This is a genomic window from Pseudomonas sp. 29 (assembly GCF_002754355.1).
Classification (GTDB): Bacteria; Pseudomonadota; Gammaproteobacteria; order Pseudomonadales; family Pseudomonadaceae; genus Aquipseudomonas; species Aquipseudomonas neuropathica.
Genome location: NZ_PEEY01000001.1, coordinates 279,211 through 298,828, shown reverse-complemented (window position 1 = coordinate 298,828; position 19,618 = coordinate 279,211). Strand labels below are relative to the sequence as shown.

17 protein-coding genes are annotated in these 19,618 nt (G+C 60.9%); 10 read left to right on the top strand and 7 right to left on the bottom strand.

Annotated elements, in window-relative coordinates; translation table 11 throughout:
* The first annotated feature begins 175 nt into the window (after window positions 1-175).
* Window positions 176-796, top strand: a complete 621-nt coding sequence (locus CLU80_RS01280) for a cell wall hydrolase (RefSeq protein ID WP_034155563.1) — start codon at window positions 176-178, stop codon at window positions 794-796.
* Here the strand turns inward: CLU80_RS01280 and CLU80_RS01275 are convergent.
* On the bottom strand, window positions 793-1,680 hold the full coding sequence (locus CLU80_RS01275) for a LysR family transcriptional regulator (protein WP_099756537.1): 888 nt from the start codon (window positions 1,678-1,680) through the stop codon (window positions 793-795). The genes CLU80_RS01280 and CLU80_RS01275 overlap by 4 nt on opposite strands.
* A 103-nt stretch (window positions 1,681-1,783) precedes the next feature.
* Here CLU80_RS01275 and CLU80_RS01270 point away from each other — a divergent pair, with 103 nt between their 5' ends.
* Entirely contained in the window at window positions 1,784-3,196 is a 1,413-nt protein-coding gene (locus CLU80_RS01270; RefSeq protein ID WP_099756536.1) for an MFS transporter, read from the top strand.
* Between the two features lie 1,659 nt (window positions 3,197-4,855).
* Here the strand turns inward: CLU80_RS01270 and CLU80_RS01220 are convergent.
* Window positions 4,856-5,569 carry a murein L,D-transpeptidase catalytic domain family protein gene (locus tag CLU80_RS01220; protein WP_093442598.1) on the bottom strand — a complete coding sequence of 238 codons (714 nt, stop codon included), beginning with the start codon at window positions 5,567-5,569 and terminating at the stop codon, window positions 4,856-4,858.
* Between the two features lie 151 nt (window positions 5,570-5,720).
* On the opposite strand from CLU80_RS01220, the gene CLU80_RS01215 reads away from it, so the two are divergent.
* Window positions 5,721-7,337: a L,D-transpeptidase family protein gene (locus CLU80_RS01215; protein WP_099756534.1), complete on the top strand. Its 1,617-nt coding sequence runs from the start codon at window positions 5,721-5,723 to the stop codon at window positions 7,335-7,337.
* 3 nt (window positions 7,338-7,340) lie between these two features.
* Here CLU80_RS01215 and CLU80_RS01210 read toward each other — a convergent pair whose 3' ends face one another.
* Window positions 7,341-7,856: an HvfX family Cu-binding RiPP maturation protein gene (locus CLU80_RS01210; RefSeq protein ID WP_099756533.1), complete on the bottom strand. Its 516-nt coding sequence runs from the start codon at window positions 7,854-7,856 to the stop codon at window positions 7,341-7,343.
* A gap of 392 nt (window positions 7,857-8,248) precedes the next feature.
* On the opposite strand from CLU80_RS01210, the gene CLU80_RS01205 reads away from it, so the two are divergent.
* From CLU80_RS01205 to CLU80_RS01195, 3 genes are all read left to right on the top strand, one after another.
* Window positions 8,249-9,133 carry a LysR substrate-binding domain-containing protein gene (locus CLU80_RS01205; protein ID WP_034155572.1) on the top strand — a complete coding sequence of 295 codons (885 nt, stop codon included), beginning with the start codon at window positions 8,249-8,251 and terminating at the stop codon, window positions 9,131-9,133.
* Between the two features lie 104 nt (window positions 9,134-9,237).
* Window positions 9,238-10,347: an agmatine deiminase gene (gene aguA, locus CLU80_RS01200; protein ID WP_099756532.1), complete on the top strand. Its 1,110-nt coding sequence runs from the start codon at window positions 9,238-9,240 to the stop codon at window positions 10,345-10,347.
* A 2-nt stretch (window positions 10,348-10,349) separates the two neighbouring features.
* On the top strand, window positions 10,350-11,447 hold the full coding sequence (locus tag CLU80_RS01195; RefSeq protein ID WP_099756531.1) for an extracellular solute-binding protein: 1,098 nt from the start codon (window positions 10,350-10,352) through the stop codon (window positions 11,445-11,447).
* A gap of 334 nt (window positions 11,448-11,781) precedes the next feature.
* On the opposite strand, the gene CLU80_RS01190 is transcribed toward CLU80_RS01195, so the two are convergent.
* Genes CLU80_RS01190 through CLU80_RS01180 form a run of 3 tightly spaced genes read right to left on the bottom strand, consistent with a single transcriptional unit; the run spans window position 11,782 to window position 14,324 of the window.
* Window positions 11,782-12,411 carry a DNA-3-methyladenine glycosylase family protein gene (locus tag CLU80_RS01190; protein WP_099756530.1) on the bottom strand — a complete coding sequence of 210 codons (630 nt, stop codon included), beginning with the start codon at window positions 12,409-12,411 and terminating at the stop codon, window positions 11,782-11,784.
* Window positions 12,412-13,209 (bottom strand): isocitrate lyase/PEP mutase family protein, encoded by a 798-nt coding sequence (locus tag CLU80_RS01185; RefSeq protein ID WP_099756529.1) that lies wholly within the window; start codon window positions 13,207-13,209, stop codon window positions 12,412-12,414. It lies immediately after the preceding gene.
* A gap of 32 nt (window positions 13,210-13,241) precedes the next feature.
* Window positions 13,242-14,324, bottom strand: coding sequence for a bifunctional transcriptional activator/DNA repair enzyme AdaA (locus tag CLU80_RS01180; protein WP_093442572.1), 1,083 nt, complete (start codon window positions 14,322-14,324; stop codon window positions 13,242-13,244).
* Window positions 14,325-14,534: 210 nt separating this feature from the next.
* Here CLU80_RS01180 and CLU80_RS01175 point away from each other — a divergent pair, with 210 nt between their 5' ends.
* Window positions 14,535-14,948 (top strand): VOC family protein, encoded by a 414-nt coding sequence (locus tag CLU80_RS01175; protein ID WP_099756528.1) that lies wholly within the window; start codon window positions 14,535-14,537, stop codon window positions 14,946-14,948.
* On the opposite strand, the gene CLU80_RS01170 is transcribed toward CLU80_RS01175, so the two are convergent.
* Entirely contained in the window at window positions 14,945-15,565 is a 621-nt protein-coding gene (locus CLU80_RS01170) for a LysE family translocator (RefSeq protein ID WP_099756527.1), read from the bottom strand. The two genes, CLU80_RS01175 and CLU80_RS01170, sit on opposite strands and share 4 nt — an antisense overlap.
* Window positions 15,566-15,840: 275 nt before the next feature.
* Here CLU80_RS01170 and CLU80_RS01165 point away from each other — a divergent pair, with 275 nt between their 5' ends.
* From CLU80_RS01165 to CLU80_RS01155, 3 genes are all read left to right on the top strand, one after another.
* Window positions 15,841-16,455, top strand: a complete 615-nt coding sequence (locus CLU80_RS01165) for a biliverdin-producing heme oxygenase (protein WP_099756526.1) — start codon at window positions 15,841-15,843, stop codon at window positions 16,453-16,455.
* Window positions 16,452-18,689, top strand: coding sequence for an ATP-binding protein (locus tag CLU80_RS01160; protein WP_099756525.1), 2,238 nt, complete (start codon window positions 16,452-16,454; stop codon window positions 18,687-18,689). Before CLU80_RS01165 ends, CLU80_RS01160 begins: the two co-directional genes overlap by 4 nt.
* Before the next feature lie 330 nt (window positions 18,690-19,019).
* A complete protein-coding gene (locus tag CLU80_RS01155) occupies window positions 19,020-19,607 on the top strand; it encodes a LysE family translocator (RefSeq protein ID WP_099756524.1) in 588 nt (195 codons plus the stop codon).
* Window positions 19,608-19,618 lie beyond the last annotated feature (11 nt).

Here is a 19,618-nt window from a genome sequence, read left to right as displayed (position 1 = left end):
GCCCATGATGCGCGAAAGGCACCCTGTGAGTGCAATGTCTTTTTTCTTCATTCAGCGGTTTTTCTGCGCAACTTTGTCTCTGGGTTTGCCGTCTACACTCACCGAAGACCCCGGGATACGGGTGTCTCCCCGACGTAACACCTTGCCCGACTCGGGCGCTGCCGGAAGAACAGACATGGGATTGAAAGGCTGGGCGGGTTGTCTCGTATTCACCCTGTTGGCAGGCTCTGCATGGGCCACCGATCAGGCCCCGATCAAAGCGAAGGCTGAAGAAAAAGCCCAAGTGCTGGAAGAGAAAGCGGCGGACAAGGTCAGCGCCGCACCGGCACCGAAAGCCGAAGCCATCACCCCGACCGAAGTGCAAGCGGTCGACCCGGCCGGCGCTGCGCCGCTGGACGATCCGATCACTTGCCTGGCGCGCAGTATCTATTGGGAAGCCAAAGGCAAAGACACGCCGGAAATGGAAGCGGTGGCCAGTGTGGTGATGAATCGCCTCGGCCACGAAGGTTTCCCCGACACGGTCTGCGCTGTCGTCAAACAAGGCTCGGAAACCAAGAGCTGCCAGTTTTCCTGGTGGTGCGACGGGCGTCCGGATCAGGTCAAGGAAGATGCCGAATACACGCTGGCCAAGGATATCGCCCGCAAAGCGCTGAACCGCCAGCTCAAGGATCGCACCAACGGCGCGCTGTATTTCCACGACCGCAATGTGCATCCGAGCTGGGCCAAGGAATATCGCAAGACCGCGGAAACGAAAAAATTTCTCTTCTACAAACCTGCCGGTGGTGACGCGCGTTAGGCGCAGACCTGCCGCACACAATCACGCAACCAGCGATGCGCCGGGTCAGCGTCCATGCGCGGGTGCCAGAGCATCGACACACTGATGTCCGGCATCGCGAAGGGCAGGGCGAAACTGTGCAGGCCTGTGCGCAGTTTGCTGGTATGACGCTGCGGGACTGTGGCGATCAGGTCTGACTCACGCACCAGCGTCAGCGCCGCCGAGAATCCACCGAATGAGGTGACGATGTCCCGTGTCAGCCCTAGCGCAAGTAACGCTTCGTCGACCGGGCCACTGCTGCGCCCGCGTCGTGAAATGAGAATGTGCTCGCCGCCGGCAAAGCGCTTGCTAGTGATTTTTCCCGTGCTCAAAGGATGCCCCTCACGCACCACACCAATCCATTGATCCTGAAACAGGATGCGGCTGTGCAGTGTCGGGTCGGTGCTGTCATCGACCACGCCGGTTTCCAGATCGACGCGGCCTTCGCGCAGCGGCGTGCTGTCCTTGTCGGCTTTCTGCACAAAGCGCAGGCGTACATCCGGCGCTTCTTCAGCGATGCGTGCGAGCAGGGCGGCGGCGAAGGTTTCAACAAAGCCGTCGGTGTTGCGCAGGGTGAAGGTGCGTTGCAAGCGGCTCGGGTCGAGCACCTCAGCAGGGCGTAAAACCGCCTCGGCTTCCTGCACCAGATGACTGACCCGCTCGCGCAATTCGAGTGCACGCGGTGTCGGCACCAGGCCACGACCTGCTCGCACCAGCAAGGGATCCCCGGTGGTTTCGCGCAAACGGGCGAGGGCGCGACTCATGGCCGACGGGCTCAACCGCAGGCATTTGGCGGCGCGGGCGACGCTGCCTTCACGCAGTAACACGTCGAGGGTGATCAGCAGGTTCAGATCCGGGGTGGTCATGACATGGCGTTCCATGCAGGTATTGAGTGCAAAGCATGCGTCTTGCGCCGTGTGTTGTCGAGGCTCAGGCTATGACGCATCACCTTTGCGCTGTGAGCCTGCCATGCCCCAAGAACCTCTGAGCACTCCCGCCCGCTGGGCGCTGACCAGTCTGGCCTTGTCGATGTTGATGCCTTCCCTGGACACCAGCATCGCCAACGCCGGGCTGCCGATTCTGGCGGCGGCGTTCGAGGCGACGTTTCAACAGGTGCAATGGATCGTGCTCGCTTACCTGTTGGCGATCACCACGTTGATCGTCAGCGTCGGGCGTCTGGGCGATGGTTTTGGTCGACGTCGACTGCTGTTGATCGGGATCGGCATTTTCACCAGCGCTTCGTTGGCCTGTGCGCTGGCTCCCGGACTGGGTTGGCTGATCGGCGCACGGGCGGTGCAAGGCGTCGGCGCGGCGATCATGTTCGCTTTGACAGTGGCGTTGGTGGCCGATGCGGTGCCGAAGACACGGGCTGGTAGTGCGATGGGCTTGCTGGCGACGATGTCGGCGACGGGCACCAGTCTTGGGCCGTCGCTGGGTGGGTTGTTGATGACGCATGTCGGCTGGCAGGCGATTTTCCTGCTCAACGTGCCGCTGGGTTTGCTCAATGTCTGGCTGGTGTATCGCTTTCTGCCGGCGGATCGCGCAGCTGGGCCGCGAATGACGTTCGATTATTCTGGCAGCGCGGTGCTGGTCTTCACGCTGGCGGCCTATGCGCTGGCAATGACGCTCGACGGTTTCATGTTGCCGTTGCTGCTGGCCAGCCTGGGTGGCGCTGGCTTGTTCTTCATGACCGAGAAGAAGGCCAAGGCGCCGCTGATTCGCTTGTCACTGTTCGCTGACCGGCGATTGAGCAGCAGCCTGGCGCTGACCTTGCTGGTGACGACCGTGATGATGACCACGCTGGTGGTGGGACCGTTTTACCTGAGTCGCGGATTGGGCCTCAGCAGTGCCGTGGTCGGCTTGGCGTTATCGGTCGGGCCGTTGTTGTCTGCGTTTGGCGGTGTGCCGGCCGGGCGTCTGGTGGACCGCTTCGGCGCGCGGCGCATCGTGCCGGGCGCGTTGCTCGCCATGGCCTGCGGTTGTGGCTTGTTGGCGCTGTTGCCGATGAGTCTGGGGTTGCCCGCCTATTTGCTGCCGATTGCAGTGGTCGCCGTCGGCTATGCGCTGTTTCAGGCGGCGAACAACACCGGGTTGATGGCCGGAGTTCGTCAGGAGCAACGCGGTGTGGTTTCGGCGATGCTCGGACTGGCACGTAATCTGGGGTTGATCACTGGGGCGGCGGTGATGGGCGCAGTGTTTGCGCTGGCGGCGGGCGATCCGACGCAGGCGCCGGCAACATCGATTGCCAGCGGTTTGCACATCACTTTTGGCGTCGCGGTGGCATTGATGGCTATGGCTTTGATCATCAGCCGAGCGCAGTTCAACTGTAGGAGCAAGCCTGCTCGCGAAGAGGTCGGCACAGCCAATATCTTCAGAGACTGACACTCCGCTTTCGCGAGCAGGCTCGCTCCCACAGGGAATCGAGTTGATCAGAGATCTTCGGCCGAACCGAGATCAAATGTGGGAGTGAGCCTGCTCGCGAAGGGGCCGGCACAGCCAATATTTCCAGAGACTGACACTCCGCTTTCGCGAGCAAGCTCGCTCCCACAGGGAATCGAGTTGATCAGAGATCTTCGACCGAACCGAGATCAAATGTGGGAGCGAGCCTGCTCGCGAAGGGGCCGGCACAGCCAATATCTTCAGAGACTGACACTCCGCTTTCGCGAGCAAGCTCGCTCCCACAGGTGATCGAGTTGATCAGAGATCTTCGACCGAACCGAGATCAAATGTGGGAGCGAGCTTGCTCGCGAAGGGGCCGGCACAGCCAATATCTTCAGAGACTGACACACCGCTTTCGCGAGCAGGCTCGCTCCCACAGGGAATCGAGTTGATCAGAGATCTTCAACCGAACCGAGATCAAATGTGGGAGCGAGCCTGCTCGCGAAGGGGCCGGCACAGCCAATATTTCCAGAGACTGACACTCCGTTTTCGCGAGCAAGCTCGCTCCCACAGGGAATCGAGTTGATCAGAGATCTTCAACCGAACCGAGATCAAATGTGGGAGCGAGCCTGCTCGCGAAGGGGGCGGCACAGCCAATATCTTCAGAGACTGACACTCCGCTTTCGCGAGCAGGCTCGCTCCCACAGGGAATCGAGTTGATCAGAGATCTTCAACCGAACCGAGATCAAATGTGGGAGCGAGCCTGCTCGCGAAGGGGCCGGCACAGCCAATATTTCCAGAGACTGACACTCCGCTTTCGCGAGCAAGCTCGCTCCCACAGGGAATCGAGTTGATCAGAGATCTTCAACCGATCCGAGATCAAATGTGGGAGCGAGCTTGCTCGCGAAGGGGCCGGCACAGCCAATATTTCCAGAGACTGACACTCCGCTTTCGCGAGCAGGCTCGCTCCCACAGGGAATCGAGTTGATCAGAGATCTTCAACCGAACCGAGATCAAATGTGGGAGCGAGCCTGCTCGCGAAGAGGTCGGCACAGCCAATATCTCCAGAGACTGACACACCGCTTTCGCGAGCAGGCTCGCTCCCACAGGGAATCGAGTTGATCAGAGATCTTCAACCGAACCGAGATCAAATGTGGGAGCGAGCCTGCTCGCGAAGAGGTCGGCACAGCCAATATTTCCAGAGACTGACACTCCGCTTTCGCGAGCAAGCTCGCTCCCACAGGGAATCGAGTTGATCAGAGATCTTCAACCGAACCGAGATCAAATGTGGGAGCGAGCCTGCTCGCGAAGGGGCCGGCACAGCCAATATCTTCAGAGACTGACACTCCGCTATCGCGAGCAAGCTCGCTCCCACAGGGAATCGAGTTGATCAGAGATCTTCAACCGAACCGAGATCAAATGTGGGAGCGAGCTTGCTCGCGAAGGGGCCGGCACAGCCAATATCTCCAGAGACTGACACACCGCTTTCGCGAGCAGGCTCGCTCCCACAGGGAATCGAGTTGATCAGAGATCTTCAACCGAACCGAGATCAAATGTGGGAGCGAGCTTGCTCGCGAAGGGGCCGGCACAGCCAATATCTTCAGAGACTGACACACCGCTATCGCGAGCAGGCTCGCTCCTACAGGGGATTTGTGGTGGCCGTCAGCTCGCGTGGGTGTTGAGGATGCTCGCCACCTGCTGCGGCTGGCAGTTCAGGTACGGCGACGACTTCAGCCAGCGCTGATCCGGGTACCACGAAAACATGAACTGGCCATTCTTCAGGCGATCAATCACTTGCTTGGCAATCTGCGGCCGCACTGCCGGGCAGCCTTGGCTGCGGCCGATGCGTCCCTGTTTCTTGCTCCACAACGGATTCACATAACTGGCGGCGTGAATGACGATCGCGCGATCGCGGGCCATGTCATTGAAACCCGGCTCCAGACCGTCCATGCGCAGCGAATAACCGTGGGTGCCACTGTAGCTTTCCTGCGTGCGGAACAGGCCAAGGCTCGACTGGTAACTGCCTTCGACATTGGAAAACTGCGTAGCGAAGTTTTCCCCGGAGTTGGAACCATGAGCAACCAGGTCACGCAGCACCAGTTTCTTTTTGTTGAGGTCGAAGATCCACAGACGGCGTTCGGTGGACGGCTGCGAATAGTCGATGATCGCCAGGTGACGCGACGGTTTCGCACCGCTGTTGACCGCGCATTGCATGGCGTTCAGGGCACCTTTCAGCGCCTGGGGATTGAGTTCTGGCGCGGCGTGCGCGAGGCTGGTGTAGAGAACCGGCGATGGTTTGCCGGCGGCAAAAACGGGACTGGACACGGCGACAAGGGTCGCGGTGGTCAACAGCAGTCGGCGCAAAAACGTCAACATTTTATAAAGTGTCCTCACTTGCTACTTATTTGGCACTTTGGCTCCTGACTCCCAGTCAATACCGGCAAGCCCGTTGATCGAGCCTGACTGTTCAGCGCACCTGATGTAAGGTTGGCCATCATCTAGACGGCCATGGATTGGAGTAAAGCAGTTGTTCAAAAAGTACGCATGCTACTTGAGCATTTGTTTGCTCGCTGCGCCGTTTGTCGCTTGTGCCGATGAACCGCTGCCGCCGCTGGAAACACTGCCGACGCCACCGGCAGAAATGCCGGTCGAGCCGCAAAGTCCGTTGCAGGCGGTTTTGATCAGTCTGGCGCAGTCATGCCCGGCGATTGCCGCGCATCTCAATGGCCCGGCGCTGACGCAATTGCAGGCCTTCTACCAGCAGCAGGACTGGATGCCGGTGTGGGCCGGTGACTCGGCACGATTGCCGGCCTTGCAGGCGCAATTGCAGCTGTTGGCCGATGATGGTCTCAATCCAAAACGCTATCCGGTCGCAACCACGGCGCCTCAGGATGGCGAGTTGTGTGCCGACATCGACATCAGCCGCAACTACCTCCAGGCCCTGCAGGATCTGCATTACGGAAGCCTGTTGCAATCGCACTTCGAACCGCTGTGGCATGCCGACGCCACCCCACGCGACCGTCAGGCGGAATTGTTGGCCATCGCGGTACCGGGCATGCACGACATTCCCGCCGCGTTCGATCTGGCCCGGCCGCGTCTGGCGCAATATCAGGACCTGCGTCAGCTCTACGCCGCGCAACGGCTTAAAGCCTTGCCGCAATGGCAGTCGGTGGGCAGCGGGCCGCTGTTGCGCCCGGCCATGGAAGACAAACGCGTGCCGGAACTGGCCCAGCGTCTTTACAACGAAGGTTATCTGACTCAGATCATTGGTACGCCCGGCAATGCTTATGACGGCGTGCTGGTCGACGCGGTGAAGAGTTTTCAGGCCAACCACTCGCTGCAGGCTGACGGTGTAGTCGGGCCGGGAACGATTGCCGAACTCAACATCAGTCCGCTGAGCCGCCGCGAACAACTGCGGGTCAACCTCGAGCGTTTCCGCTGGATGGCCCAGGATCTGGAGCCCAATGGCTTGCTGGTCAACGTCGCCGCTGCCGAGCTGACGCTGTATCAGGGCGGTGTTCCGGTGTGGCAAACGCGCACTCAGGTCGGCCGCGCCGAACGCCAGACACCGCTGCTGAAATCGCGGGTGACACGCCTGACCCTGAACCCGACGTGGACCGTGCCGCCGACCATCTGGAAAGAAGACAAGCTGCCGGAAATCCGCAAGGACCAGACCTTCCTCAGCCGGCAGAACCTGCAAGTGCTCGACGCCAACGGGCAGCCGCTGGCGGCGGCGGAGATCGATTGGGATAACCCCGGCAACATCATGCTGCGTCAGGACGCCGGACCGCGTAATCCGTTGGGGCAAATGGTCATCCGCTTCCCCAACCCGTTCTCGGTGTACCTGCACGACACACCAAGTAAGGCGCTGTTCGAAAAAGGTCCGCGCGCCTTCAGCTCCGGCTGCGTGCGGGTCGAGCACCCAATGCAACTGCGTGATCTGCTGCTCACCCCGGCGGAAAAGGCCCGCACCGAAACCTTGCTTGCTACCGGCACCACCCACGAATTTCGCTTGTCGGAACCGGTGCCGATCCTGATGACTTACTGGACGGCACAGGTCGACAGCAGTGGCCGCGTGCGTTACTCACCGGACATCTACAGTCGCGACAGCGCATTGCTGGTGGGGCTTGATCGAGCGCATTGAGCCTCAGCGGGTGCTTCGGTTCCAGAACACCCGCGCCAGCCACGCATCGACACTCAACTTGCCAGCCCCGGCGAACACCAGTGGCAGTAGCGCCGCCAGGTAAATTGCCGGCAGCTTGAAGTTGCCGAAGCCTTTGTTAGTGATCGCATACCCCTGCGCCAGCTCGCTCAGTGACGACCAGTCCGCGGGCCAGTGCACGGCGGCGGTCGCGACGACGGTGACCACGATCAGCGAAACCGCCGAAATTCGCGTGCCGAAGCCAAGCAGAATCGCCAGTGCGCAGATCAGTTCCGCCCACATCGACAGTTCCCAGTTCAACGTTGCCGGCAGTTGGTCGAAGGGGAAGGGGAATCGCTCCTGAATGTCTTCGAACCAGTTCTGCCCGTTGAATTTCTCCAGCCCGGACTCGAAGAATTCCCAGGCGATGAACAGGCGCAGCGTCATAGGGGCGAGCCAGGTGCCGGCGCGGTCGAGGTTCAGGTGCAGGGTTTTGACGGCGGTTGAAAGGGTGGCAGTCATGATGCAGCTCCGGTGAGTTGAGTGAAATCGACCGGGGTATTTCAGCGTTGGGGTGTATCGGGGATGTGTCGGCGGGGTGGGGGATTGTGCTTTTGGTGTGTCTGCGGCTTCGGGGTATACAGAGCGATACAGTCAAAAGCCCCTCACCCTAACCCTCCCGAAACGTCGGACCGCCCAGAGGGAGAGGGGACTGACCGTGGGATATTGAAGAGGTACGCTGACGTGAACCTGTTTTGTTGAATCCATAATCGACTGGATTTTTCAGGTCGATGGATGACGTAAGACACCTCGGTCAGCTCCCTCTCCCTCCGGGAGAGGGCTGGGGTGAGGGTGACAAGGCTGGACGCGCCCCCAAAGCCCAGTCAGCATGACCAAAAAAACGGACCACCCCCATGCGACGACTTCCCTCTCTGGCCGCCCTGCGCACCTTCGAATGCGCCGCCCGCCACGCGCATTTCGGCCGTGCAGCCGCCGAACTGTGCGTCACCGACAGCGCCGTCAGCCATCAGATCCGCCAGCTCGAAGAGCAACTCGGCGTCTCGCTGTTCATCCGCGAAGGTCGACAAATCCGCCCGACCATCGCCGCCGGCCGCCTGATGCAAAGCCTGCAACAGGCCTTCGAACTGATTGGCGATGCCTGCGATGAGTTGCGCGATCCGTCCTCACTGGCCGTGCTCAGACTGGCCGTCACTGCCGAACTCGCGCAGAAGTGGCTGATGAGTCGTCTCACCGATTTCTACGCGCGCTATCCGCACATCACCCTGCACCTCTACGAACAACCGATCGATGCCACGGCGCCCGGCGAAGACATCGACCTGGCGATCACCTACGGCACCGGCCCGGTGGACAGCAGTGCTTACTTCGTTCGGCCGCTGCCAGCCTTGCAGTTCTTCCCGGTGTGCAGCCCCGGCCTGTTCAACCAGGGCACTTTGAAAACCCCGAAGGATCTGGCCCGCCACTGCCTGTTGCACGACGATCAGGACGGCAAGACCTGGACCGCTTGGCTGACCAGCCACGCCGGCGATCTACGCCCGCAGCGTCAGTTGTATTTCGCCCACGCCGGGTTGGCGCTGGAAGCAGCGGCGCAAGGGCAGGGTGTGGCCATGGGCGACAACCTCACGGCGCAGGAAGATCTGCAAAGTGGTCGACTGGTGCGTCCCTTCGCATCGAGCATGACCGCGCTCGGCCAATATGCGTTGGTCTGCGAGCGGCTGCGGCTAGAGCGTCCGGCGGTGGCGCAGATGCTCGAATGGTTCAACGATCAACTGGCCGATTGATGAGTTGAATTCAACTGTTCCGTAATAATCATCGTTGGCAGGCGCAGTGCGCGCGCCCTTAGCCTGTGGTCATTCCAATCCCATCGCGAAGACGAGGTTTGACCATGGCACGTTTGCTCGACTCCACCCCCAAACACGACGGCTTTCGTCTGCCCGGCGAATTCGAAGCCAAATCCGGCTGCTGGCTGGGCTGGCCGGAGCGCACCGACGTCTGGCGCAACGGCGCAAAACCGGCGCAGAAAGTCTGGGTGCAAATCGTCACCGCGATCTCCCACAGCGAGCCGGTCACCGTCTGTGCCTCCGCCGCGCAATTCGCCACGGCCCGCCGGCAGTTGCCACCGCAGGTGCGCGTGGTCGAGATGACCTGCAATGACACTTGGTTTCGCGACAGCGGCCCGTGCTTTGTGGTCAACGACCAGAGCGGTGAAGTGCGCGGCGTCGACTTCGAGTTCAACGCCTATGGCGGCCTCGACGGTGGTCTCTATTACCCGTGGGACAAGGACGATCAGATCGCCAGCAAAATCCTCGAGATCGAGCGTTTCGACCGCTACCGCGTGCCATTGATTGCCGAACTGGGCGGCATCCAGAGCGATGGCCAGGGCAGCATCCTCACCACCGAACAATGCTTGCTCAACCGCAATCGCAACCAGCATCTGGGCAAGGACGAAGTGACCCGGCGCCTGACCGATTACCTCGGTGCCGAACAAGTGATCTGGCTGCCACGCGGCTGCAAGTTCGACGAAACCGATGGCCATGTCGATGACCTCGCCTGTTTCGTCCGTCCCGGCGAAGTGGTGCTGCAATGGACCGATAACCGCGACGATCCGCAGTGGGAAATCTACCAAGAGGCCTTCGACATCCTGCGCAGCACCCGCGACAGCCGTGGTCGTGAGCTGATCGTGCACAAATTGCCGCAACCGGATGTGCTCGAGTGGACCGCCGAAGAAGCCGAAGGCCTTGATCAGCAGGACAGCACTCACACCCGTCAGGCCGGCACGAAAATCTGCGCGTCGTACATCAACTACTACGCAGGCAACAGCTCGATCGTGGTGCCGCTGTTCGGTGATCGTAACGACAAGGTTGCCATGGCGACGCTGGCCGAACTGTTCCCGCAGCACAAGATCGTCGGCATCGAAAACTCCCGGGAAATCCTCCTTGGCGGCGGCAACGTTGCGTGCATCACCATGCCGCAATACGCCGGCAAAGGAGTCTAATCATGGGCCTGCACAAACTGACTCAAGCGTTATTGCTGGTGCTTGCACCCCTATGTGTGCAGGCCGCTGACACCGCGAAACCGGTGGTCAATCTGTACATCTGGGGCGAGTACCTGGCGCCGGATACGCTGAAGAATTTCGAGGCGAAGACCGGTATTCATGTGGTCGCCGATCACTTCGATTCGCTGGAAACCGTCGAGACCAAATTGCTGACCGGGCGCAGTGGATACGACCTGGTGCTGACCGCCGGCCAGTATCTGTCGCGGGCCATCGAAAGCGGCGCGATCCAGCCGCTCGACAAGGCCCGGGTGCCGCACTTTGCCGGGGTTGGCGAGGAGTTTCGCCAGCACATGGCGGTGTTCGATCCGGGTAATCGCTATGCCGGGATTTACGCCTGGGGCACCACCGGTGTGGGCTATCAGGAACAGGCGATCAAGCAGCGTTTGCCGGATGCGCCGACGGACAGTTGGGCGATGTTGTTCGATCCGGCAGTAGTTTCGAAATTCGCTGACTGCGGGGTGAGTCTGCTCAACGATCCCAACGAAGTATTTGCCGCCGTCATGAAGTACATGGGGCTGGACATCAATCGGCAAAATCTTGATGACTTGAAGCTCGCTGAGCAGCAACTGGCGAAGATCCGGCCGTACATTCGTTACTTCGATAACGACCTGAATATCAGCGATCTGGCCAACGGCAACACCTGCGTGGCGATGTCGTGGAATGGCAATGTGGCGATCGCGGCGGGGCAGGCTGAGGCGGCGAAGAAACCGTTCACGCTGAGTTACCGGATTCCGAAGGAGGGTACGTTGATCTGGTTTGATGCCATGGTCGTGCCCAAGGACGCGCCGCATCCACAGGCCGGGTTGGCGTTGATGGATTATTTGATGACGCCGCAGGTGATTGCGCCGATCACTGACACCATTCATTACGCCAATGCGATCACGGCGGCGGATGGTTTGGTCGATGCATCGATTCGCAATGATCCGGGGACGTATCCGTCCGCGCAGGTCAGGGCTTCGCTGTACAGCAAGAATGACAATGGCAAAGCGTTCAATCGGGCTTTGATTCGGGCGTTCAGCCGATTGAAGTCCGGGCTGTGAAAAGCTGACCCTCACCCCAGCCCTCTCCCATAGGGAGAGGGGGCCGACCGAGGTGTCTTGCGTTAAACATCGACCTGAAAACCCGAGTTGATTATGGATTTAAGTCCTGACGGTCATGGATTCACAGGCGTTATTTCAAGTCGGCGTAAATCCCCAATCTCCCCCAATCAGTCCCCTCTCCCTACGGGCGGTCCGACGTTTCGGGAGGGCTAGGGTGAGGGCGGTCGATTATGGGTTTGAAAAGTCTTGGCAATCATGGATTCACAGACGTTATTTCAGGTCGGTGTAGATCTCCAATCTCCCCCAATCAGTCCCCTCTACCTCTGGGAGAGGGCTAGGGTGAGGGCAACGGTTTAGGCACCCGCCACAAATACCAAGCCGCCACCGTCCGATACGGGCTCCACGCCAAACCAATCTCGACCATCTGCCTGCGCGTCGGCTGCACCTCCAACCCCTTCAAGCGCCGATAACCCTCACGCACACCAAAGTCATCCGCCGGCAAAATATCCATGCGTTCCAGGCTGTAAATCAGCAACATCTCCACCGTCCAGCGACCGACCCCGCGCAAACTGACCAAACGTTCGGTCAGTGCCTCGTCATCCATCGCCAACGCCGTGGCGTAATCCGGCACCACGCCATCCAGCGTCGCCTGAGCAATCCCCTGAATCGTCGCAATCTTGCTCGCCGAAAACCCGCAACCGCGCATGCGATCAAACTCCGTCGCCAGAATCTGCTCGGGACGAGGAAACGTCTGACCGGGAAACAATCCCAACAGGCGCCCGACAATCGCATCCCCGGCCTTGGCATGCAGCTGCTGATAAGCAATCGCCCGCACCAATGACTCGTACGGATCACGCGCCGGATGCGGCTGATGCAGGCACGGGCCGACCGCTGCAACATGGCGCTGCCAGTCCGGATCAAGCGCGGCGAGAAACACGCTGGCCGCTTGATAGTCGTCAGCCATTTATTTCAGCAAGCCGTTGACTTCGCCGTAGGTGAACGCCTTGAGGTCATGGCTGTCGAGTTTGCCGCTGGCCAGAAAGCTTTTCACCAGCCCGCCCATCGCGCCATAGAGGAATTCAGCGATGCCGGAGCCGGCGCTCAAGCGGCGTACGCCCAGTGCTTGCAGTTCTTCGGGCGAAGGCAGGCAAGCGAAACCAAGCACGTTGACTGGCAGCGCAGAGCCTTTGCAGATGGCCTCGATTTCATAGGCCGACGTCACGCCCGCCGCGAACAACCCATCCGCTCCGGCCGCTTGATAGAGCGCCGCGCGGTGCAGAGTTTCGGCGACGCGATCCTCGGCCGGCACAAGGCTTTTCAGATAAACGTCAGTGCGCGCATTGATGAATAGCTGCACTTCGCGCTTGTTGGCCACCCGTCGCGCCACTTCGATCTTGCGCGCGAGCAACTCGGGATCCGCAGAACCGTCCTCGATATTGATTCCGACGGCACCCGCCGCGATCACCGCATCCAGCACTTCGGCCACGCGTCCGAGGTCATCGGAGTAACCGGCTTCAACGTCCACAGTCAACGGCACGCTGATCACCCGGGCGATCGATTCCACGGTCGATACCAGCCGTTCGAGCGGCAGAGCGTTGCCGTCCGGATAACCGTGGGCCCAGGCCACCGCCGCACTGCTGGTGGCCACGGCTTTACCGCCCAGGTGCTCGACCAGTCGCGCACCGGTGGCGTCGCCGACATTGGTCAGCATCAACAGGCCTTGCTGGTGCAACTGGTGAAACTGCGTAGCGAGCGCGTTCATCAAAAATCCTTCTTGTCAGTTCATTCGATTCGTCAGAATGCCAGTTGTTGGGTGAGCTGCACTGCGGCGTTTTCCAGTCGCAGCAGAAACGCTTTGCGCGGCTGCCCACCACCATAGCCGGTCAGCGAGCCATCCGCGCCGATCACGCGATGACAAGGCACCACAATCGACAGCCGATTGTGCCCGTTGGCCAGGCCGACCGCGCGACTGGCGCCGGGTTTGCCCAAACCGGCGGCGATGGCGCCGTAGGTGCTGGTGTGGCCGTAAGGGATTTGCAGCAGCGCCGACCAGACCTGCCGGGCGAACTCGCTGCCGGGCAGGTGCAATGGCACGGTAAAGGTATTCAGCTGGCCGGCGAAATACTGCGCCAGTTGCGCCTCGATCTGCTGCAAATGCGCGTTGTGCCCCGGCGCGACCGCATAGCCGTAGCGGTGTTGCAGTTCTTCGACTTCGCGGGTCAGCGCCGGGCGATCAAGAAATTCCAGCAACACCAGGCCGCGGCGTTCGGCCATGGCGATCATCGGCCCCAGCGGCGTGGTCAACCGGGTGAACAGCAGCGGCTCGCTGTGTTCGGCGCGACCGGGGGTGATGTGGAAGGACTTCTGAAAGGCATCGCGAAAACCGCTGAGCGATTCATAACCCGAATCAAACGCGGCGTGATCAATCGAGATGCCTTGCTTGATCCCGCCCAGCGCCATGCCCAAGCGGCGCGTACGCAGCCACGCATGGAAGGTCATGCCGAAATGCTGCTTGAACCAGCGCCGCAGCTTCAGCGGCTCGATGCCTTCAGCGAGCAATTGTGCGTCGCTCCAGCGCACCTCCGGATCGGCGTCCACGGCGTTGAGCAGCCGTTGCACCCAGTCCGGGGCGATGGCTGCGGCATCCAGTGGTTTGCAGCGCAGGCAGGCGCGATAGCCCGCCGACAGGCAGTCGTCGGCGTGGGCGAAGAACTCGACGTTCTCCGGTTTCGGTTTGCGCGCCGTGCAACTGGGGCGGCAGAAGATCCCGGTGGTTTTCACGGCCGTGAAGAACACGCCCTCGTAGGCAGTGTCGCGTTCGAGCATGGCGCGAACCATCTCGGCGTGGGGCGGCAGGACAGCGGTTTGTATGTTCATGGTTCGAGAGTAAAACCAGATTCTCGATGGCTCCACCGAAAAATCGACAGTGAATTTTCAAATCCCCTGAACTACCGTGTAGGAGCTGCCGCAGGCTGCGATCTTGATCGCTCCCACGCTCTGCGTGGGAATGCAGCCCGGGACGCTCCGCGTCCCAAAATCCCAGATCGCCGCTATCGGCAGCTCCTACCGTTTGTTGAGGTGTGCCCGATGCATCCGTTTTCCATCCAACACATTGATCACATCGTCTTGCGCGTCGCCGACCTGCAACGCAGCATCGACTTCTACGGCCAGGTGTTCGGCGCCGAAGTGGTCAAGCGCAACGAACCGTTGGGCCTGATACACCTGCGCGCCGGCACCTCGATGATCGACCTCGTCGACCTGCAAGGCGAACTCGGCCGCAAGGGCGGCGGGGCGGCCGGCAGCGAACGGCGTAACGTCGATCACTTCTGCCTGCGCATCGAGCCGTTCGACGAAGAAGTACTGCGCGCGCACTTGCAATCCTTCGGCTTGAGCGTGGCCAAAGCCGAGTCACGCTTCGGCGCCGAGGGCAAAGGGCTGTCGCTGTACTGCTTCGACCCGGACGGCAATCAGGTCGAGCTCAAAGGCCCGTCCGAGGCTTAAGCGCGTTTGGCCAGCAACAGCACCGAAGCCGCTGCCGACAGCAGGCCTGCGCAGCAACGATTGAAGATCCGTTTGCCGCGCGGCTCGGCGAACCAGCGGCGCATGTGCAGGCCCATCCACGCGTAGGCGCTGATGGCGATCCACTCCAATAAAAGGAACAGCACGCCGAGTACGGCGAATTGCGCCGCCACCGGGCGCGCCGGGTCGACGAATTGCGGCAGAAACGCGGTGAACAGCAAAATCGCCTTCGGATTGCCCGCCGCCACCAGAAACTCCTGTCGTGCTAAAGCAAAGAAGCCAACGGTCCCGCCTGTTACTTGCTGCTCGGCCTCGGGATTGGCCCGCCACAACTGCCAGGCCAGGTACAACAGATACGCCGCGCCGACGATCTTGATCGCATGGAACAACCATTCCGAAGTCTGCAACACCACTGAGAGACCGGCACCGGCCAGTGCGATCATCCCGGCGAACGCCAGAATCCGCCCGATACCCGCCGTGCAGGCACGGCGAAAGCCATAACGCGTGGCGTTGCTGACCGACAGCAGATTGTTTGGCCCGGGGGCCATGTTCAGGGCGAAGCAGGCCGGGAGAAACAGGATGAGCGTGGCGAGATCCATGACGGCACTCCAGAAACGAGAGCGATATTTTTAGCACAGCCTCCGGGCGCTCAGACCCATACAGTCACGCGGCGCTGTCGCGGTACAGCGCCCGGCGCCGTTGGGCAACGCGGTCGAACTTTTTGCAGATGCCTTCACTCTGAAAGACTCAGAGGGTGATGGTTTCGGCAGAAATATCTATCCGGCCGGTCAGAAACCGCGATAGCCGTGTAAAATTTCACCGACGTTGCATTCACCCCGTTTGGCCCCCGGCGGCCCCACCAAGAGCGATCTACATGCAAGCAAAGGCCCGTGAAGTTTATGTGCCACCGGTGCTGCAAGATCTGCGAGCCGGCACTGCCGAACTGCACATCGCACTGGAAAAACGCCTTCCTTTTTTCTCCGATACCCTCGATACCCAGGCTTTTGTGCGGTTGATGCAGGCTTATTACGGCTTCTATCTGCCGCTGGAAAACGCCTTGCTCCGCAGTGATGCAATTCCTGCCGATTTTGATCTGACGCCTCGACTCAAAGCGCTAACCTTGCGCACTGATCTGCACGCGCTGGGCGTATCTGCCGAAGTGCTGCAAAACCTGCCGCAGTGCGAGCAGTTGCCGGGCATCGACTCAAGCGCTGCCTGCCTTGGCGTGCTCTACGTCCTCGAGGGGGCGACGCTGGGCGGGCAGATTCTGCGCCGGGAAATCTCGACGCGGTTAGGCCTGGAAGCCGATAACGGCGCGGCTTTTCTCGATATCTACGGCGCCGCCACGGGCCGGCGCTGGCGTGACTTTATCGAATACCTCGGCAGTCGGCCAATGAGCGCCGCCGAGCGCGGCGCTGTCGTCACCGCCGCACAAACCACATTCAGCTGTTTCGAGCGCTGGCTCGAAAGCCGGGAGGTACTGGCATGAACCCGCAAGACAAACAAGACTTTGAAGAACTGCTGGCCAACTGTGCCGACGAGCCCATTCGTTTCCCTGGTGCGATCCAGCCCCACGGTTTGCTGTTGACCCTGAGCGAACCTGCATTGGCGATCATTCAGGTCAGCGCCAACGTCGAAAGCCTGCTGGCCCGGGTGCCGCAAAGCCTGATCGGCCAGCCACTGGAAAGCCTGATCGGCGACGCCGAAGCGGCGCAAGTGCGCGAAGCTTTACTGCAACCGTCGCTGTCCGGTGTGCAGCCGCTGCGCTTCAGGCTCAACGGCACGGCATTCGAGGGTTTGCTGCACCGTCATCAAGGTGTGCTGATTCTGGAGCTGGAAGTCCACGTGGAAAATTTCCAGCCGCGCAATATCGCCGGCAATCAAACGCATCTGGGGCGCATGCTCCAGCGTCTGCAAGGGGCCACCACGTTGCAGGCGCTGTATGACATCAGCGTCAAGGAAATTCAGGCTATGACCGGTTACGACCGGGTGTTGATCTATCGTTTTGAGGAGGAGGGCCACGGTCAGGTGATCGCCGAAGCCTCCGACCCGTCGATGGAAGTGTTCAATGGCCTGTTTTTCCCGGCGTCGGACATTCCCGAACAGGCGCGCGAGCTGTATCGCACCAACTGGCTGCGGATCATCCCCAATGCCGACTACCAACCGGTGCCGCTGGTGCCGAAGTTGCGCCCGGACACGAACACGCCGCTGGACCTGAGTTTTGCCACCCTGCGCAGTGTGTCGCCGATCCACTGCCAGTACATGAAAAACATGGGCGTGTTGTCGTCGATGAGCATTTCCCTGCTCAAGGGTGACAAGCTTTGGGGCCTTATCAGCTGCGGCAATCGTCAGCCACTGCACGTGCCGCACGAATTGCGTGCGGCGTGTCAGACCATCGGCCAGGTACTGTCGCTGCAGATCAGCGCCATGGAAGCACTGGAGATCAGCCGTCAGCGTGAAGAAAAAGTCGAAGCCTTGGCGCTGCTCAATCAGGCAATGATCGATTCGCCTCAGAACGTCTTCGACGGCTTGGCCAATCAACCGCAGACGTTGATGGCGCTGACCAATGCCGGCGGCATCGCGATCATCGAAGACAAACAACTGCACCGTTACGGCAACTGCCCGGAACCGGAAGACATTCGCGCCTTGCACAAGTGGCTGCAGGACAGCGGCGAGCCAGTGTTTGCCAGTCATCACCTGGCCAGCGTCTACCCGCCGGCCGCGCAGTATCAACAGGTGGCCAGCGGCGTGCTCGCCATGAGCTTGCCGAAACCGGTGGACAACGGTGTGTTCTGGTTCCGTCCGGAGGTCAAGGAAAACATCAATTGGAGCGGCGATCCGCGCAAGCCGCTGGACCTGGAAAACTCCGACGCCGGCCTGCGCTTGCGCCCGCGCACCTCGTTCGAAATCTGGAAGGTCGAGATGGCCGGGATCTCCACCAAGTGGAGCCACGGTGATCTTTTCGCCGCCAATGATCTGCGCCGTTCGGCACTGGAAAACGATCTGGCACGCCAGGTGCGCCGTGAGCAGGAAGCGGTGCGCGCCCGCGATGAGCTGGTGGCGGTGGTGTCGCACGATCTGCGTAACCCGATGACCGTGATCTCGATGCTCTGCGGCATGATGCAGAAGGCTTTCAGCTCCGACGGCCCGCACACTTCGCGCAGGATCTCCACGGCGATCGACACCATGCAGCAGGCCGCCGGGCGCATGAACACGCTGTTGGAGGACTTGCTCGATACCTCGAAAATCGACGCCGGGCGTTACTCCATCACCCCGCAGAAACTCGACGTCGGGCAGATGTTCGAGGAGGCGCAGGCGTTGCTCGCGCCGCTGGCGCTGGACAAGGACATCAGCATTTCCTTCGCCGCTGACCCCGATCTGCGTATCCATGCTGACCCCGAGCGGCTGTTTCAGGTGCTGTCCAATCTGGTCGGCAACGCGATCAAGTTCACCCCGCGCCTGGGCACGGTGGGCGTGCATGCCACGTCGGTCGGCGATGATATCGTTTTCACCGTGCGCGACAGCGGCGAGGGCATTCCCAAGGAACATCTGCCGCACGTCTTTGACCGTTACTGGACGGTGAAAGAGGGCAATCCGACCGGCACCGGTCTGGGCTTGTACATCACCCAAGGTATCGTCGAAGCTCATGGCGGGCGGATCTTCGCCGAGAGCGAACCGGGGCAGGGCAGCGAGTTCCGCTTCACCGTGCCGCGTTTGGACTGAATATCGATTTTTTGTGGGAGCGAGCCTGCTCGCGAATGGGGTCGTCCTGGCAATGCAGTGCTGAATGACCCACCGCATTCGTCGGAACGCCGCCCGGAGCAGGCTCGCTCCCACAGGGGATTTGTGTCGTTTGATCGTTCCCACACTCTGCGTGGGAATGCCTCAACGGACGCTCTGCGTTCGGCTCTGGAAGGGACGCGGAGCGTCCCGGGCTACATTCCCACGCAGAGCGTGGGAGCGATCAGGATCACAGGGGCATTTTCTTCAATACCGAGGACCGGGTGCTCGCTACCGTGAGCACCTTGTTCCTCGATTTGAAGCAGGTGTGCGATGAGTCTGATTGTTTCCATGGCGGCGTTTGCGCTGGCGGCGTCCATCACGCCGGGGCCGGTGAATGTCGTGGCGTTGAGCTCCGGGGCGCAGTTCGGTTTTCGCGCCAGTCAGCGGCATGTTGCCGGAGCGACGCTGGGGTTTGTGCTGTTGCTGGTGTTGATGGGCCTGGGTCTGCACGAGGTGCTGAAACTCTGGCCATTCATGACCCGCGTGGTGCAACTGGCCGGCGTGGCGTTTCTGCTGTTCATGGCGTGGAAACTGGCCATGGATGACGGGCAGTTGAATGCCGGTGAGTCAGGGCGGGCGCCATCGATGCTGTATGGCGCCGTGATGCAATGGCTCAACCCGAAAGCCTGGCTGGCATGCGTCGCGGGTATGGGCGCGTTTGTCGCCGATGGCGAGGCGCGGCTGGTGTGGCAGTTTGCAGCGGTGTATCTGGTGATCTGTTATCTGTCGGTCGGCTGCTGGGTGTATGCCGGGACGTTTTTGCGTGGGTATCTGAGCAATGCGGCGGGGATGCGCTGGTTCAATCGGGTGATGGCGGGGTTGTTGGCCGTCAGCGCAATTTACTTGTTGTTCACTTGACCCTGTGGGAG